The sequence below is a fragment of the Gluconobacter sp. OJA genome, assembly GCF_039638325.1.
In the GTDB taxonomy this organism is placed as follows: domain Bacteria; phylum Pseudomonadota; class Alphaproteobacteria; order Acetobacterales; family Acetobacteraceae; genus Gluconobacter; species Gluconobacter cerinus.
In genome coordinates this window covers 562,654-577,446 of sequence record NZ_JBDIWI010000002.1, presented here as the reverse complement: position 1 = coordinate 577,446, position 14,793 = coordinate 562,654, and the positions used below count along the sequence as shown (strand labels likewise).

Genomic DNA, 14,793 nt, shown 5'->3' with positions numbered 1-14,793 from the left:
GGGAATGGTGTAGCGTGGCTGTCAGTCACTACGGCGTGAAACAGGTGTTTTATTTGAAGCTGACCTGATGGTCCGCCGCACTCTGGCTTGTGTCCAACACAAGGAGCCAGATGATGACGGAGCTTATTTCTGTAGTCGCGATCAGCCCTCTTCGCCAACGCCTGATTGACGACATGACGATGCGCGGGTTCTCGCGCGAGACGCAGCGCAATTATATCCGTGACGTTGGTCGGTTTGCGACCCATCTGGGCCGTTCTCCGCACACAGCGACGGCGGAGGAGGTCCGCCAGTTCCAGCTCGAACAGCACGAGGTCGGCCTGCCGATACCGACGATGAACAGTATCGTGTCGGCGCTGCGGTTTTTCTTTACTTACACACTCGACCGGCCTGATCTTGCGCGCAAGCTGGTTCGTGCCAGACATCCCCGCAATCTGCCTGTCGTGCTGAGCCGCGACGAGGTTGGTCGCCTGCTCAACGCGACCACATGCCTCAAGCACCAGGTGGCGCTCTCGGTCGCCTATGGGGCCGGTCTACGCGTTGCCGAGGTCGCGGCTCTCAAGGTGAGCGATATCGACAGCGCGCGCATGCTGCTGCGGGTCGAGCGAGGCAAAGGGGGCCGTTACCGCAACGCCATGCTGCCGGCCGATCTGCTGACGTTGCTGCGGGAGTGGTGGACACTCGGCCGTCAGCAGGGCGTGATGCATCCTCAGGGCTGGCTGTTTCCTGGCCAGCACGCGACGAAGCCCATCTGCACCCGGCAACTGCATCGTGTGGTCGTCACCGCAGCGCATGCCGCGTCAATCAGCAAGCGGGTTGGTCCACACACATTGCGGCACAGTTTCGCGACGCACCTGCTTGAGGATGGTGTCGATATCCGCGTGATCCAGGCCCTGCTGGGTCACGCCCGTCTCGACAGCACGGCGCTCTATACAAGGGTCGCCACCCGCACGGTGCGGGCGGTGACCAGCCCGCTCGACACATTGGGCATGCTGGCGACGGCGCAGGCAAGGCCCGACGGGTGATCCCGGAGCGGGAGCGGTCATGTCTGCCTCGCTCGAACTGGGTGACATCTTCCGGGCCGCCGGTCCTGCCTGGCGGACAGCCCATGCCGGCCGTCTCCCCTTGCAGCAGCTCAAGGTCATGTCGGCGATTGAACACTGTCGCACTGCGGCCCTTGGTGGCCATGTTTCGGCCTGTGGAGACTGCGGACACTGGCCCATTGCCTATAACAGCTGCCGCAACCGTCATTGTCCGCGCTGTCAGGGGAACGCCGCACGCACATGGCTGGCCGAGCGGGAGGCCGACCTGCTGCCGGTCGGCTATTTCCATGTCGTCTTCACCCTGCCTGCGCGGATCGCCGACATCGCGCTCCAGAACAAGGCCGTTCTCTACGCCCTGCTGTTCCAGGCTGCCTCGGAGACGATGATGACGATCGCCGCCGATCCCCGGCATCTGGGCGCCCGTATCGGCATCACCGCCGTGCTGCACAGCTGGGGGTCGGCGCTGACCCACCATCCCCATGTGCACATGATCGTGCCAGGCGGCGGTCTCTCGCCCGATGGCCAGCGCTGGATCTCATCGCGCCCGGCCTTCCTGCTGCCCGTCCGGGTGCTGGGCAAACTGTTCCGCCGCCTGTTCCTGACCCGGCTGCTCACACTTTTCGACGCCGACCGGCTGGTCTTCCGAGGACAGCTTGCTGCCCTGGCAGAGCGTCGTGCCTTTCTGCGATATCTGGCGCCTGTGCGCAGCAGGCGCTGGGTCGTCTATGCCAAGCCGCCTTTTGCCGGTCCCAAAGCGGTGCTGGCCTATCTGTCGCGCTATACCCATCGTGTTGCCATCTCGAACCGCCGCCTTCTGGCGTTCAACGAAAACGGCGTGACGTTCCGCTACAAGGATTACCGACGGGACACGGCCCACCAACAGCAGGTCATGACGCTCGCCACGGATGAATTCATCCGCCGCTTCATGCTGCATGTCCTGCCACGGGGATTTCATCGCATCCGCCACTATGGCCTGCTGGCCAGTTCCAGCCGCAAGGCCAGCCTCGCCCGGGTGCGGGAACTGCTGAAGGTCATACCCACACCAGCGCCAGAAGTCCCGGACGCCGAACCGGTCACGCCACCGCCGTGCCCATGCTGTGGTGGTCCGATGGTCGTCATCCAGATCCTTCCCCGATGGTGCCAGCCCCGAGGCCCACCACGGGCGACCGATCCGGTCGGAGAATCAGCATGATGACCGGCAGACATGACCGTATAACCCGATGCTTGTCGGACCCGCCTCGTTCCGACAAACCGATAGACTTACGCAAAACGCGAAAAAACGGCAGAAAGTACACGCTTGGTACTGGCGATCCTGTCATTCCCATGCATGAAATCAGCGGGAAAAGCCCTTCGTCGCACCACGAAGGCCGTCATGTGACCCCGCTCAGGGGCGCCTCAGGGCAGCGCCAGTTGCAAATTCCCCATACCTGAGCTCCGGTGTCGCGGGTTCGGTCCTCCCCGACTTTCGTACGCCTAACGGCGCCCGAAACTCTTCAGGGGAGCGGAATGTCGGGTATTGGGAAGATATGACCGAAAACAGTCATTTGTGCCATTGATGCAAATGACGCTACCTGCCAACTTGAGCCACTTCGCCTGACGGTAGAAAACGACCACTATCAGGATATGCTATCGTTCGAACGAACTTGATCAGATACCCTTGGCGACGCTTCGCTGCGTATCGACCTAGACACATTTAGCGGTAAGATCGTGACATACAGTTTCACCTCCCTCTCTCCAGCCGATTTTGAAGATCTTGCACGAGACTTGTTGGGCGAGGAATTAGCTTGTCGATTTGAGGGGTTTGGCCCTGGTCCCGATGGAGGTGTTGACGGACGCCACGCAAAATCTGGAGCAACCACGATCCTTCAGGCGAAGCACCTTCGCATGTCAGGCTTCGCAGCATTGGCAAGGCAAATGCGGAATGCTCGACCATCGATCGATCAAATACAGCCTGACCGCTATATTCTCGTCACTTCGGTTTCTCTCACGCCCGCTAATAAGAAGGCGCTCGCGGATATCATAGGCCCAAGCCTGATCAACGCATCTGATATATTGGGTTTTGAAGACCTGAACTCGCTTCTTCGAAAGCATGACGATGTCGCTAAAAGCCACGTCAAACTTTGGCTATCCGATACGGCTATCCTCGAACGAGTTTTGCAGTCCGCATCACATAACTTCACGACAGTCACCCGAGCGGAGATCACCGCAAAACTAAACGTTTATGCCGAAAACCCGAGCTTTGGTCAGGGACGAAAAGTTCTCGAAAGCCAACGCATTTTGATCATTTCCGGACCTGGAGGCGTGGGAAAGACAACTTTGGCCGAAATGCTGGCGTATGCCTACATCGGGGAAGATTGGGATCTCGTCGCGATCCGAAGTCTCGACGACGGATTTGCGCGGATAAATGACAGTCGCCGGCAGGTGTTCTTTTTTGACGACTTTTTGGGTCGCATCGCGCTCGACGAAAGAGCCTTATCTACCCAAGACACCGAGCTTGGCCGGTTTATTGCGCGAGTACGTCGCACGCCCACAGCAAGGTTTATCCTCACGACCCGTGCACCAGTTTTTCAACATGCAAAACTTGTGTCTGATGTCCTTGCCGATCACAGGCTCGACGTGGCGCAATATCTGCTTGATGTAGGTATTTATACTCGCCGAATACGGGCTCGAATTCTTTACAATCATCTCGTCGTCGCTGGCGTACCAATCGAACATATTCGAGCACTCTATGATACCGGAACGATCAAGAAAATTATTGATCACAAGTTCTATAATCCGCGAATCGTAGAATGGATGACTGACGCATCGCATATCGAAGATGTGGCAGCCGAAGATTATCCTGAAATATTCATTAATAAGCTAAATGATCCAGAGTCAATCTGGGACAAGCAATTTCAGCATCATATACCACGTCGGTGTCAGCATCTTTTATTTTCTCTCTATTTTGGGTCACAATATGGCGCAGAAATTGAAGATATTCAGGAAATATTTGAAGGACTGCATCCACTTTTGTGCCAGAAATTCGGCATAGCTTGGGACGCTAAGGATTTTGAGAGCAGCGTAAAAGTGTTGGAAGGCGGCTTTATCGCCGTCGCAAACGGCCGCATATCATTTATTAACCCATCTGTTCGTGATTATCTCTACCGCTATCTGCTCGACAGAAAATTGTTGGTAACGATGGCGGCAGGAGCCCCCACGCCCTCGTGCGCGATGCGAATAGTCGATCAGTTCAAAAAGTTATCCGACCTAACGCCTAATGACTGGAGGACATTCTTGGCGGGTTTCTCGGCGCTTGTGCAACGGCTCAACACGATACCGAGATGGAAGCGTATTCCTTCGAACCCTACCAATTTCCGTGCCTATGACACGACAACATCAGACCGTATCAATATGCTGCTTCTATGGTGGAAGTTGAGCGGACTTAAGATATTTTTGGAAACGGCGGTCGCAATCGCAACCAACCCAACAGACCAATTCAAATCATGGGATGATGCTCGGGCGCTGCCCACCATCCTCGCCAACCTGCTATCTGCACCTCAGAACGAAAAAAAAGATACAGGCCCGTTGGCCGTCGCTATCGAGAGCGCCATTCGCAAAATGCTCGGCGGCTCTCTCGATCCTGATGACCTCGAACGCGTTGTGACATCGATCGACACCAACAAGGCCAATCTCGGACATATGTTCGATAATGAAATAAATACGGCAATTCCTGAAATGATCGAGAATGTAAGCGACAATCTCGGGCATGTGGACTCAGATTCAACTCTCTCTGACTACATTTTGACTGTTGAAAAACTCGCCAATCGTATCGGGTACAACTCACAGGCAGTGGAGAGCGCTAAACGTGCCATTCAAAGCCGGATTGAAGAGGTCAATGAGAATGCCGCGCAGGATGAAGAGTTGTCGGTGACCGGTGAGGATGTGCGGGAAGATACTTTCGACGATCAAGATTTGAAAAATCTCTTTGAGCCTCTTCTCGCCGAAGAAGATTAGGTCAGTGAAGGGTGGTGGGGGCTTGCCGCCCGCCTGCAACACGCCTTCATTCCCGCCGCGCAAGTCCCTGTCCGATTTCCCAAAAATTCCGTTCGCATGCCTCACTGCTGCTGCGACAGCGTCTTGTAATATCGCCGGGGCGCGCCAGGTGCAGGCTCGAAGGTGAAGCAATCACAATAGTCGTCAATGGCTTGCATCACGCCAAGCAAGGACGGCCCGGAGAACGCTGCAGTTTGGCCAGTGCCCCAATGACTTAGGAAATTTCCGACAATCGTTATCATATTGGTGTTAAGACCAACTTCCTGTGCCGAGGCCAGCGTGAGTATATTAGCCGCCTTGTGCAGCTTAACCGCAGCTTCGATCGCTTTCAGAAACTCATGTGACAGGTGCTTGTCGTCGTTAAAGGCGATATCGACTGGCACAGGGATCCGGAGTTTGCTGATGAGATCACTTAAGCGGTACTCCAGGTATTGCCGCACTCCTTCCTTGGCAAAGTCCACCTGACCAGCCTGAAGCATTGATATTGTGCGGTCCCGGACCTTATTGACTGCTCCGGCTTGCGGAAGGACGGCCACTTGGGGCGATCCTTCTATTCGTTGATGCCACCACGTTCCTGTGCCGGTGTGCTTGTTGAAAAGCTTTTCGAGCATGGTGTCATGGCTCAAGAGTATGACCTGTGGGCCTGCGGCGTTGCCAGGCCGCGCAAATGTTGTCCTGATAAGTTCAACAAGAAAGTTCTGATGACCGGCATCAAAGCTTGACGTCACGTCGTCGAGTACGATGAATTTCGGCAGACCGCTGTAGAGTGATGCGGCGGCCAGATAGAGCGATATAGCGAAGGCGTTCCGAAAGCTCTCGGAGAGGAGCGCCTGCGGAGAGACATTCGTCAGCCCATAGAACTGGGCAAGGTTAATGCGGAGTTCCTCGCTGTTCACCTTCTTGGAGACAGCTGGTTCCACTCCGTAGAACGACATCTTCTTAAAATAGTTTTTGAAGATGGGTTCGACTGCCGCAAGCCGGGCGCTGCTCATGCCAGCCTCAGCTGTCGCAAAGGCGCTGGATGTGCCCTTCAAGAAGCTCCTGATCCGGTCAACGCAATCTTCCCTCTCTTGCTCTGCAACCAATGCCTTCTGTGACAGATCGAGCTTGCTCCAATTCTCCTGCAAACGTCGCGCGGTCTCCACCTTCTTGGTAACTTCCACCGATGACGGTGGCAGTTCCCGCTCGAGCTGAGCCTGTTCCCTCTCGAGCTGCTCATCAAGCTCCGTTGCTTTCGAGCGCAACGTTGCCAAGTATTGCACCAAAGTCTCTGCTTCAGCCTGTGTGATTGTGCCAGATCCGGCACGGGCCTGGTGCCCAGCGAACAGGCGTTTTTCTGGAACGGTCTCAATGACTGCTTCAAGTTGTATTAGCTCTGTCCACCCGGCTTCATTCCATTCGGCCGCAAGTAAGGCGGTCGCTTTGTCCAATGCTTCAAATTCGGAAAGCCGGAAGGCGAGGTGTTCTTTTAGGCTACGGGGTGCCTTTCCATCACAGAGCGGGCAAAGGTGCGTGTCCTCCCACTGTCCACTTTCGATAACCTTTGTACCGGCTTGATAAAGCTGGAGCATCAAGTCGCCAGCGGTTCTTTCCAGTGCCTCCGCCCGCTCGGTCGCGCGAGTAACCAACAGCTCGGCACGTGCCGTGTTGGGAGCGTCGTGGTTGACCTTTGCGAGGCCTCCACGCTCGCGGATACAGGCACCGAGCCGTTCGCGCTTCGGTCCACCCTCAGCATCTTTGATAGCCTCGATACAGGCATCGATGTTGATGGTATCGAACGCCTTTCCCTGGCACACCGGTTTGAGCGGGGCGATCTGGGTCAGCGCTTCATTACACTTTTCTTTTGCAGTCGTCGTATCCAATGTTCCGATGGCGGTACCAACCAGTGTCTCGTAGTCGTTGGCGATCGCCCTTGATAACTCGCCTACTGTCCGTTCCTCACGGGTTTTAGCTTGTGTATGGGCAGTGATGCCGAAATGACTGTTGAAGGCGCGAGTGTTCGCCAACCCCGCCAGTGCTTGGCGAAGGTCGCTGTATGCAGATAGGCCGAGAAGCCCAGAGAAGGTACGCCCGCGAGCCAGCGGTGCAGCCTCGATGAATCTCTGAAATGTCGGACCATCAAGAAATACGAACTCACGATTGAGTCCAGCCAGTATCGCTGTCGCGTCCCACGGTGTGGGGGCACTAACCGCGCGCTGCCCCAACGAGTTCCGAATTACCGTGATCTCGCACTTCTCGGAGCCTGGTTCAGCGACGAGTTGAAGCTTGATGGTTGATTGCCCGGTAGAATGAAAGCGATTCTGGTAATAATCCTTGTCCCGTTCGGTAGCAGGAAGGTCGTCGAGCCAAGGCAGCTTTCCGGTAATCGCATAGCGCACTGCGTCGTAAACGGACGTCTTTCCAACACCGTTGACCGCAGAAATGCTGTTGACTTTGGTCGGGTGAAGTTTGAGTTCGAGCGGCTGACCTTCGTTGTTCACGCCTCTGAATCCCTCGATTAAGACTCCTTCGAGGAGCCAACCTGTCACGGTTGGGGGCGGAGTGGGCAAAGATTGCACGACCGCTGGCGCATTGGGGTTTGCTGCTGCGGTTTGCTCCTGAGCCGTAGCAACTGCTTCCGTTGCTGGCGGTGTGACGCAGATATCGAGTAATCGATCCCATATTTCCTCGACCTTGTACTTTCCATCCAGCAAGATCGGAAAGCGGTCACACAGATCTGCGGCAAGGGCCGCATCCAATTGGCTGATATGGCTTCCGAATGCAGATAGATTTTCCTCAAGACTTGCATTCTCGTTGAACTCAAAAGCGCCTTCGCGTGCAGTCATAACAGCCCCTAATTTCCCGAAAATATTGTGATATTCTCGATCTATACGCATGCGTTCTATCATATATACCGGAGAACGACCTGCAATTTTTGTGATTGCGTCTCACTGAAACAATACAAAATGTCGATATGTGGCAATTTACAACGAGACGGCAGCGTCCCATGTCTTTGCCAATACTTGAGAGAAATTCATGTTCCGAACTGCTTCACGTATGTCATGACCTGTAAGCGGTATAATCAATGTCTCTTCACGGCTACCTCTTAGCATTTCCTTTGTGATCGTTTCAGCAAACCCGTTCCACGAAATCAGAAAACCTAGTGTTGCTCTCCGACTACGATTTTCTACTTTAGAACGAAATACGACAAATTCATTTTTTCCGCATTTCCGGGACCAATTCTTACACTCAGCGAGAATAATTGCTCCTTCCCGTTTGAAACGGGAATCTTCACTTCCATTTATAATAGAAATATCAATTTCCTCAGTCTCGGTAAGTATGCGCTGAGTGACTGACATGCCAGGAACTGTTTCAAATAGTCGGCTACAAAGTTCTTCTAAAGCACGCCCCTTATCCTGATTTGTCGATGCGGTTTCTACAGCGTCAACAAGATTATCTAGACTTTCTGATCCCCAGCCTGATAGGCGGGCGGCTATTTCTGATATCCGCTTGCCAACTTCGTCCGACGCAGCAGTTGCAGCTTCTTCGACTTGATGGCTAACTTTGAGTATAGCGGCGTACGCCAAACTCAAATTGGTTTCGGTTGTCATTATTTCGAAACGTAGCGCGACATACGCCCCATCGTCATCTTGATAGGTTATCGCAACGTCGCCACAAGTTTTTTGCCGTGCCTCTACGGCTCGACGGACAAGATCAAGATACTGTTCCAGACCAATCGGAGAATACCAATACTTGCGCGTCCATGTATGATCGGCTTCCCCGACCAAATTCGCGCCTCGTCGGTAGATGGTGCCATTCCACTCGATTTTATGGATGCTATCTTCGATAGTACCGATTTGAAATCCGCAACCATCTGGAATATCATTTACATTAAGATTTTTTAGGACAGAAACTGGCAACACTGCCGGTTCCTCCTCATCCAATCCCCGTAAAATCTGCCGTGCTTGCGCTGCGTTCATTTGTATTCCTTTTAAAAGTCAATCAAATACCAATCGTGAAACGTGCCGAGATTAATTGCTATCTTTTTGAGCAAATTACGTGGCCAAGACGATTGGATCCAGAGGGAGGACATCACGTCAACTTCTTTCGAGACGAGAGCTGAATCGCTCGTGTCCGCCTTGCAAGAATGGGTTCTGAAGTCAATACGTCCGAGATGAAGCGGAAATTGCCAGTCTCCTGTCTTCTATTACCGAACATTACCGTCTCGCGGTTATTGGACGATGAGTCCAATCAGACTGCCTTCTTCAGAACGGGACTGGCCTTGAAGCGCACGGTCTTGCCTGCCTTGACCTTCACCGTCTCGCCGGTGCGGGGATTGAGTGCCTTGCGGGCCTTGGTCTTATGGACCGTGAAGGTCCCAAAGGACGGCAGCGTGAACCCGCCCCTCCTGCTTCAGTTCGGCGACAATGGCTCCGACCAGGTCATCGGCGGTCTTGGTGGCGGCAACGCCGGTGCAGTCCAGCGAGTCCTGAAGAACGGCGGCAATGAAGGCTTTGCTCATGCGGGCACAGGTCCGTGTCGTGATCGATTCCGTAAACGGTAGCAGGGCCCTTTCGCCCCGTCACCGCTGAAACGGCGACACACCCCTATGCAAGTTCTTCTATCCCAGCGCCCTACGGCCCCAGAGACTTGTTGCGCTTCCGTGTCTATGCCTCTTTCTAATCAACCCCGCTGATCCACCGCCTCCCTCTGGAGGCCAATCGCGGGGTTCCCGGTGTCCGTCGCTCCCTTCCGCTCTGAAGCCGTCGCCCGTGGCACGCGTATGCTGCGCACCGCCCTCGGCCCCGCGATTGCCGGGTATCTCGATGATCCGTCGATCGTCGAGGTGATGCTCAATCCCGATGGCCGGTTGTGGATCGACTGGCTGGCGGGCGGGATGGAGGACACCGGCACCCGGATCGGGCCTGCCGATGCCGAGCGGATCGTCCGCCTGGTTGCCCACCATGTCGGGGTCGAGGTGCATTCCGGCAGCCCGCGCGTCTCTGCCGAATTGCCGGGAAGCGGGGAGCGGTTCGAGGGGCTGGTGCCCCCGGTGGTGGCAGCCCCCTGCTTCGCCATCCGGCGGCCCGCGGTCGCGGTGTTCTCGCTCGACGATTACGTGGCAGCCGGCATCATGACCGCCGCACAGGCCGCGTTTCTGCGCCGCGCCGTCGCCGAGCGGAAGAACATCCTGGTCGCCGGCGGCACTTCAACCGGCAAGACCACGCTGGTCAACGCCCTGCTGGCCGAGATCGCGCAGACCGGCGACCGGGTGGTGCTGATCGAAGACACGCGCGAATTGCAATGCGCGGCCCCTAATCTGGTCGCCCTGCGCACCAAAGACGGCGCGGCCTCACTCTCCGACCTTGTGCGCTCCTCGCTGCGTCTGCGCCCCGACCGGATTCCGATCGGCGAGGTGCGCGGCGCCGAAGCGCTCGACCTGCTCAAGGCCTGGGGCACCGGCCATCCCGGCGGTGTCGGCACCTTGCACGCGGGCTCGGCGATCGGTGCCCTGCGCCGGCTGGAGCAGCTGATCCAGGAAGCCGTCGTCACCGTGCCGCGCGCCCTGATCGCTGAGACCATCGACGTGATCGCGGTGCTGTCCGGGCGCGGCAACGCACGTCGGCTGGCCGAACTCGCCACCGTCGGGGGCCTGGCCCCGGACGGGGACTACATCCTCGCATCCGCCGGAGACAAGTCATGACCCGCACGCTCGCCCTGCGCCGCCGCTTTGCCGTGGCCTGCGCCACTCTGTCGCTCGCCTTGCTGTCGGCCCCGGCCTACGCCTCGGGCTCCAGCATGCCGTGGGAAACCCCGCTCAACGAGATCCTGGAATCCGTGCAGGGGCCGGTGGCCAAGATCATCTCGGTGATCATCATCACCGTGACCGGCCTGACCCTGGCCTTCGGGGAGACCTCGGGCGGCTTCCGTCGCCTGATCCAGATCGTCTTCGGCCTGTCGATCGCCTTCGCCGCGTCCAGCTTCTTCCTGTCCTTCTTCTCCTTTTCGGGCGGGGCGCTGATCTGATGGGGCCGGACGCCATCCCCGGCTTCACCGCCCCGGTGCATCGCGCCCTGATCGAGCCGATCCTGCTCGGCGGGGCGCCGCGCACGGTGGCGATCGTCAACGGCACGCTGTCGGCGGCAATCGGCCTCGGCCTGCGGCTGTGGATCGCCGGCGGGATCTTCTGGCTGGTCGGCCATCTTGCCGCCGTCTGGGCGGCCAGGCGCGATCCCGCCTTCGTCGACGTGGTGCGCCGGCACCTGCGCTATCCCACCCATCTGGTCGGGTGAGCGCGCCATGATGAACCTCGCCGAATACCGCCATCGCCGTGACCGGCTGGCCGATTTCCTGCCCTGGGCGGCGCTGGTCGCCAGGGGCGTGGTGCTGAACAAGGACGGCGCCTTCCAGCGCACCGCCCGATTTCGTGGCCCGGACCTGGACTCCTCGACCGCTTCCGAACTGGTCGCCATCACGTCCCGGCTGAACAACGCCCTGCGCCGTCTCGGCTCCGGCTGGGCCATTTTCGTGGAGGCGCAGCGCCTTCCAGCACGGGGCTATCCTTTCAGCCCGTTTCCCGATCCGGCCTCCGAACTGGTCGATGCCGAGCGCCGGGCACAGTTCGAGGAAGAGGGCGCGCATTATGAGAGCCGCTATTTCCTGACCCTGGTCTGGCTGCCGCCGGCGGACGATGCCGCTCGCGCGGAGGCCTGGCTCTACGAGAACCGCGCCCGTGGCGGCTCCGACTGGCGGGCGGTGGTGGCCGGCTTTGTCGACCAGACCGATCGGGTGCTGGCGCTGCTCGACGGCTTCATGCCAGAGGCCGATTGGCTCGATGACGGCGAAACGCTGACCTATCTGCATTCCTGCATCTCCACGCGCCTGCAGCGGGTCCGGGTGCCGGAAATCCCGATGCATCTCGACGCGATCCTGGTCGATGAGGAACTGACCGGTGGCCTGGAGCCCCGATTGGGCGATGCGCATCTGCGGACCCTGACCGTCACCGGCTTTCCCACCCATACATGGCCGGGTCTGTTGGACGAGCTGAACCGGCTGGCCTTTCCCTATCGCTGGTCGACGCGGGCAATCTGCCTCGACCGCACCGATGCGACCAAAGTCCTTGGCCGGATCCGGCGGCAATGGTTCGCCAAGCGCAAATCGATCATGGCCATCCTCAAGGAAGTCATGACCAACGAGGCGTCGGTGCTGCTGGATTCCGACGCCGCCAACAAGGCGGCCGACGCCGACGCGGCGTTGCAGGAACTCGGCACCGACCAGGTCGGCCAGGCCTATGTCACCGCCACCGTCACGGTCTGGGACGAGGATCCGACCGTCGCCGCCGACCGGCTGCGGCTGGTGGAGAAGACGATCCAGGGCCGCGACTTCACCTGCATGCGTGAGACGGTGAACGCCATCGAAGCCTGGTTCGGTAGCCTGCCGGGCCATGTCTACGCCAATGTCCGCCAGCCCTGCGTCTCGACCCTGAACCTCGCGCACATGATCCCGCTTTCCGCGGTGTGGGCCGGGCCGGAGCGGGACGGGCATTTCGATGCCCCACCGCTGTTCTATGCCCGCACCGAGGGCTCAACCCCGTTCCGCTTCGCACTTCACGTCGGCGATGTCGGCCACACGCTGATCGCAGGGCCAACGGGTGCGGGCAAGTCCGTGCTGCTGGCCTTCATGGCGATGCAGTTTCGTCGCTATGCCGGCGCACGGATTTTCGCCTTCGATTTCGGTGGCTCGATCCGCGCGGCAACGCTGGCGATGGGGGGCGACTGGCACGATCTCGGTGGCGCGCTGGCGCAGAATGGCAACGATCCCGTCGCGTTGCAGCCGCTGGCGCGGGTCGATGAGCCGGGCGAACGGGCCTGGGCGGCGGAATGGGTCGCGATGCTGTTGGAGCGCGAGGGCGTTACTATCGCGCCCGACCTCAAGGAGCATCTGTGGTCGGCGCTGACCTCGCTGGCCTCGGCCCCGGTTGCGGAACGCACGCTTACCGGCCTGTCGGCGCTGCTCCAGTCGCTGGCCTTGAAGCAGGCGCTCCAACCCTACTGCGTTGGTGGCCCGTGGGGCAGTTTGCTCGACGCCGAGCATGAGCGCCTCGGTGTCGCTGACATCCAGTCCTTCGAGATCGAGGGTCTGATCGGTTCGGGTGCTGCGTCCGCCGTGCTGGCCTATCTGTTCCACCGCATCGAGGACCGCTTTGACGGCAGCCCGACGCTGCTGATCATCGACGAGGGCTGGTTGGCGCTGGATGATCGCGCCTTCGCCGGACAGCTCCGGGAATGGCTGAAGACGCTGCGCAAGAAAAACGCCTCCGTCATCTTTGCCACCCAGTCGCTGGCCGATATCGACGCCAGCCCGATCGCCCCCGCGCTGATCGAGAGCTGCCCGACGCGGGTGTTCCTGCCAAATGACCGGGCGCTGGAGCCGCAGATCACCGCGATCTATCGCCGGTTCGGCCTAAACGACCGCCAGATCGAGATCCTCAGCCGGGCGACGCCCAAGCGCGATTATTACTGCCAGTCCCGTAAAGGCAACCGGCTGTTCGATCTCGGTCTGTCCGAGGTGGCGCTGGCTTTCACCGCCGCGTCGTCGCCCGACGACCAGACCGCCATCGACCGGATCTTTGCCCGACATGGGCGTGATGGCTTTGCAGCGGTCTGGCTGGCGCGCAGGGGCGTCGAGTGGGCTGTGGAGATGCTCAGGCCGGGAGAGCCATCATGAGAAATTCGTTGACTTACAAAGCAGCGTTCGTGGCCGGGTTTGGCGCCCTGTCATCCATCGTCGTGAGCGTCCCGGCCCAGGCGCAATGGGCAGTCTATGACGGCGCCGCCCATGTCCAGACGGTGCTGATCGCGGCGCGGGAATTGCAGCAGATCAACCAGGAGGCGCAGAGCCTGCTCAACGAGGCAACCATGCTGGAGAACCAGGCCCGCAACCTCGCCAATCTGCCGCTCTCGGTGCTGGCACCCCTGGAGCAGTCAATCCAGCAGACCGAGCAGATCGTCAGCCAGGCGCAGGGGCTCTCCTATAACCTGACCAGCATCGATCAGGCCTTCACCCAGACCTATCCCCAGGCGCTGGGTAGTCCGACCTCCGCGGCGCAGATGACCGCCGATGCGCAGACGCGATGGCAGAACGCACGGGGCGCCTATCAGGACGGGCTGCGCGTGCAGACCGGCGCGGTGCAGAATCTCGATGCCACGCGCAGCCAGATCGACAGTCTGGTCACGTCGAGCCAGGCGGCCACCGGCGCCTTGCAGGCCGCGCAATCGGGCAACCAGCTGACCGCGTTGCAGACGCGCCAGCTTGCCGACCTCACGGCGGTCGTCACGGCGGTGGGCCGTGCCCAGGCGCTGGAAGGCGCGCGTCAGGTCGAGAGCGAGGAGCAGGGCAGGGCGCAATTGGCGAATTTCCTCAATTACGGGGCCGGTTACACGCCTGGCACCGCGCAGATGTTCCACTGATGCGCGGGTTACGTCTCTCCCCGCCGCTCGTCTTCCGGCTTGTTGCCGTTGGCCTGGTCGTTCTGATTCTGGTCGCCGCCAGCCTTCACCTCCGGCACGTGCCCCGTGACGTCGGTGTGCCAGATCTCGGACCGCCGGGCTCTCGTGACCGGCTGGCCGCCGGTCTGGCGCGCTGCCAGGCGCTCGGCATGAAGGCCGACGGCGACCCGGCGTGTGTTGCGATCTGGGCCGAGAACCGCAAGCGCTTTTTCGCGCCCGAAACCGCACGGTGA

At 59.1% G+C, this 14,793-nt stretch carries 11 protein-coding genes and 1 pseudogene; 9 read left to right on the top strand and 3 right to left on the bottom strand.

Going from position 1 to position 14,793, the window contains the following annotated elements; genetic code table 11:
* Window positions 1-110: 110 nt before the first annotated feature.
* The 3 genes from ABDK75_RS13010 (at window position 111) to ABDK75_RS13000 (ending at window position 5,033) form a co-directional block, all read left to right on the top strand.
* Window positions 111-1,022, top strand: coding sequence for a tyrosine-type recombinase/integrase (locus ABDK75_RS13010; protein WP_346006100.1), 912 nt, complete (start codon window positions 111-113; stop codon window positions 1,020-1,022).
* 19 nt (window positions 1,023-1,041) lie between these two features.
* Window positions 1,042-2,232: an IS91 family transposase gene (locus ABDK75_RS13005; protein ID WP_346006099.1), complete on the top strand. Its 1,191-nt coding sequence runs from the start codon at window positions 1,042-1,044 to the stop codon at window positions 2,230-2,232.
* Between the two features lie 515 nt (window positions 2,233-2,747).
* Window positions 2,748-5,033, top strand: a complete 2,286-nt coding sequence (locus ABDK75_RS13000; RefSeq protein WP_346006098.1) for an ATP-binding protein — start codon at window positions 2,748-2,750, stop codon at window positions 5,031-5,033.
* A gap of 101 nt (window positions 5,034-5,134) precedes the next feature.
* Here the strand turns inward: ABDK75_RS13000 and ABDK75_RS12995 are convergent, their stop codons facing one another.
* The 3 genes and pseudogenes from ABDK75_RS12995 to ABDK75_RS12985 form a co-directional block, all read right to left on the bottom strand.
* A complete protein-coding gene (locus tag ABDK75_RS12995; RefSeq protein ID WP_346006097.1) occupies window positions 5,135-7,897 on the bottom strand; it encodes an AAA family ATPase in 2,763 nt (920 codons plus the stop codon).
* Between the two features lie 138 nt (window positions 7,898-8,035).
* Window positions 8,036-9,031: a restriction endonuclease gene (locus tag ABDK75_RS12990; protein ID WP_182980276.1), complete on the bottom strand. Its 996-nt coding sequence runs from the start codon at window positions 9,029-9,031 to the stop codon at window positions 8,036-8,038.
* 271 nt (window positions 9,032-9,302) lie between these two features.
* Window positions 9,303-9,573 (bottom strand): annotated as a pseudogene (locus ABDK75_RS12985) (HU family DNA-binding protein).
* Window positions 9,574-9,834: 261 nt separating this feature from the next.
* On the opposite strand from ABDK75_RS12985, the gene trbB reads away from it, so the two are divergent.
* From trbB to trbK-alt, 6 genes are read left to right on the top strand one after another with little or no spacing between them, the layout of a single operon-like run.
* Window positions 9,835-10,755: a P-type conjugative transfer ATPase TrbB gene (trbB, locus tag ABDK75_RS12980; RefSeq protein ID WP_408874437.1), complete on the top strand. Its 921-nt coding sequence runs from the start codon at window positions 9,835-9,837 to the stop codon at window positions 10,753-10,755.
* Window positions 10,752-11,078 (top strand): TrbC/VirB2 family protein, encoded by a 327-nt coding sequence (locus ABDK75_RS12975; RefSeq protein WP_346006095.1) that lies wholly within the window; start codon window positions 10,752-10,754, stop codon window positions 11,076-11,078. Before trbB ends, ABDK75_RS12975 begins: the two co-directional genes overlap by 4 nt.
* Window positions 11,078-11,344, top strand: coding sequence for a VirB3 family type IV secretion system protein (locus tag ABDK75_RS12970; RefSeq protein WP_346006094.1), 267 nt, complete (start codon window positions 11,078-11,080; stop codon window positions 11,342-11,344). Before ABDK75_RS12975 ends, ABDK75_RS12970 begins: the two co-directional genes overlap by 1 nt.
* Before the next feature lie 7 nt (window positions 11,345-11,351).
* On the top strand, window positions 11,352-13,778 hold the full coding sequence (gene trbE / locus ABDK75_RS12965) for a conjugal transfer protein TrbE (protein ID WP_346006093.1): 2,427 nt from the start codon (window positions 11,352-11,354) through the stop codon (window positions 13,776-13,778).
* Window positions 13,775-14,521: a P-type conjugative transfer protein TrbJ gene (gene trbJ / locus ABDK75_RS12960; protein WP_346006092.1), complete on the top strand. Its 747-nt coding sequence runs from the start codon at window positions 13,775-13,777 to the stop codon at window positions 14,519-14,521. Before trbE ends, trbJ begins: the two co-directional genes overlap by 4 nt.
* The gene (trbK-alt, locus tag ABDK75_RS12955; RefSeq protein WP_346006091.1) at window positions 14,521-14,793 is read left to right on the top strand and encodes a putative entry exclusion protein TrbK-alt; all 273 of its coding nucleotides are present in this window, start codon (window positions 14,521-14,523) and stop codon (window positions 14,791-14,793) included. Before trbJ ends, trbK-alt begins: the two co-directional genes overlap by 1 nt.

Bases quoted from the DNA above. Each gene is read 5' to 3' on its own strand.
- ABDK75_RS13010 (WP_346006100.1), top strand. From the start codon at position 111: ATGATGACGGAGCTTATTTCTGTAGTCGCGATCAGCCCTCTTCGCCAA.
- ABDK75_RS13005 (WP_346006099.1), top strand. From the start codon at position 1,042: ATGTCTGCCTCGCTCGAACTGGGTGACATCTTCCGGGCCGCCGGTCCT.
- ABDK75_RS12995 (WP_346006097.1), bottom strand. From the start codon at position 7,897: ATGACTGCACGCGAAGGCGCTTTTGAGTTCAACGAGAATGCAAGTCTT.
- ABDK75_RS12990 (WP_182980276.1), bottom strand. From the start codon at position 9,031: ATGAACGCAGCGCAAGCACGGCAGATTTTACGGGGATTGGATGAGGAG.
- trbB (WP_408874437.1), top strand. From the start codon at position 9,835: ATGCTGCGCACCGCCCTCGGCCCCGCGATTGCCGGGTATCTCGATGAT.
- ABDK75_RS12975 (WP_346006095.1), top strand. From the start codon at position 10,752: ATGACCCGCACGCTCGCCCTGCGCCGCCGCTTTGCCGTGGCCTGCGCC.
- ABDK75_RS12970 (WP_346006094.1), top strand. From the start codon at position 11,078: ATGGGGCCGGACGCCATCCCCGGCTTCACCGCCCCGGTGCATCGCGCC.
- trbE (WP_346006093.1), top strand. From the start codon at position 11,352: ATGATGAACCTCGCCGAATACCGCCATCGCCGTGACCGGCTGGCCGAT.
- trbJ (WP_346006092.1), top strand. From the start codon at position 13,775: ATGAGAAATTCGTTGACTTACAAAGCAGCGTTCGTGGCCGGGTTTGGC.
- trbK-alt (WP_346006091.1), top strand. From the start codon at position 14,521: ATGCGCGGGTTACGTCTCTCCCCGCCGCTCGTCTTCCGGCTTGTTGCC.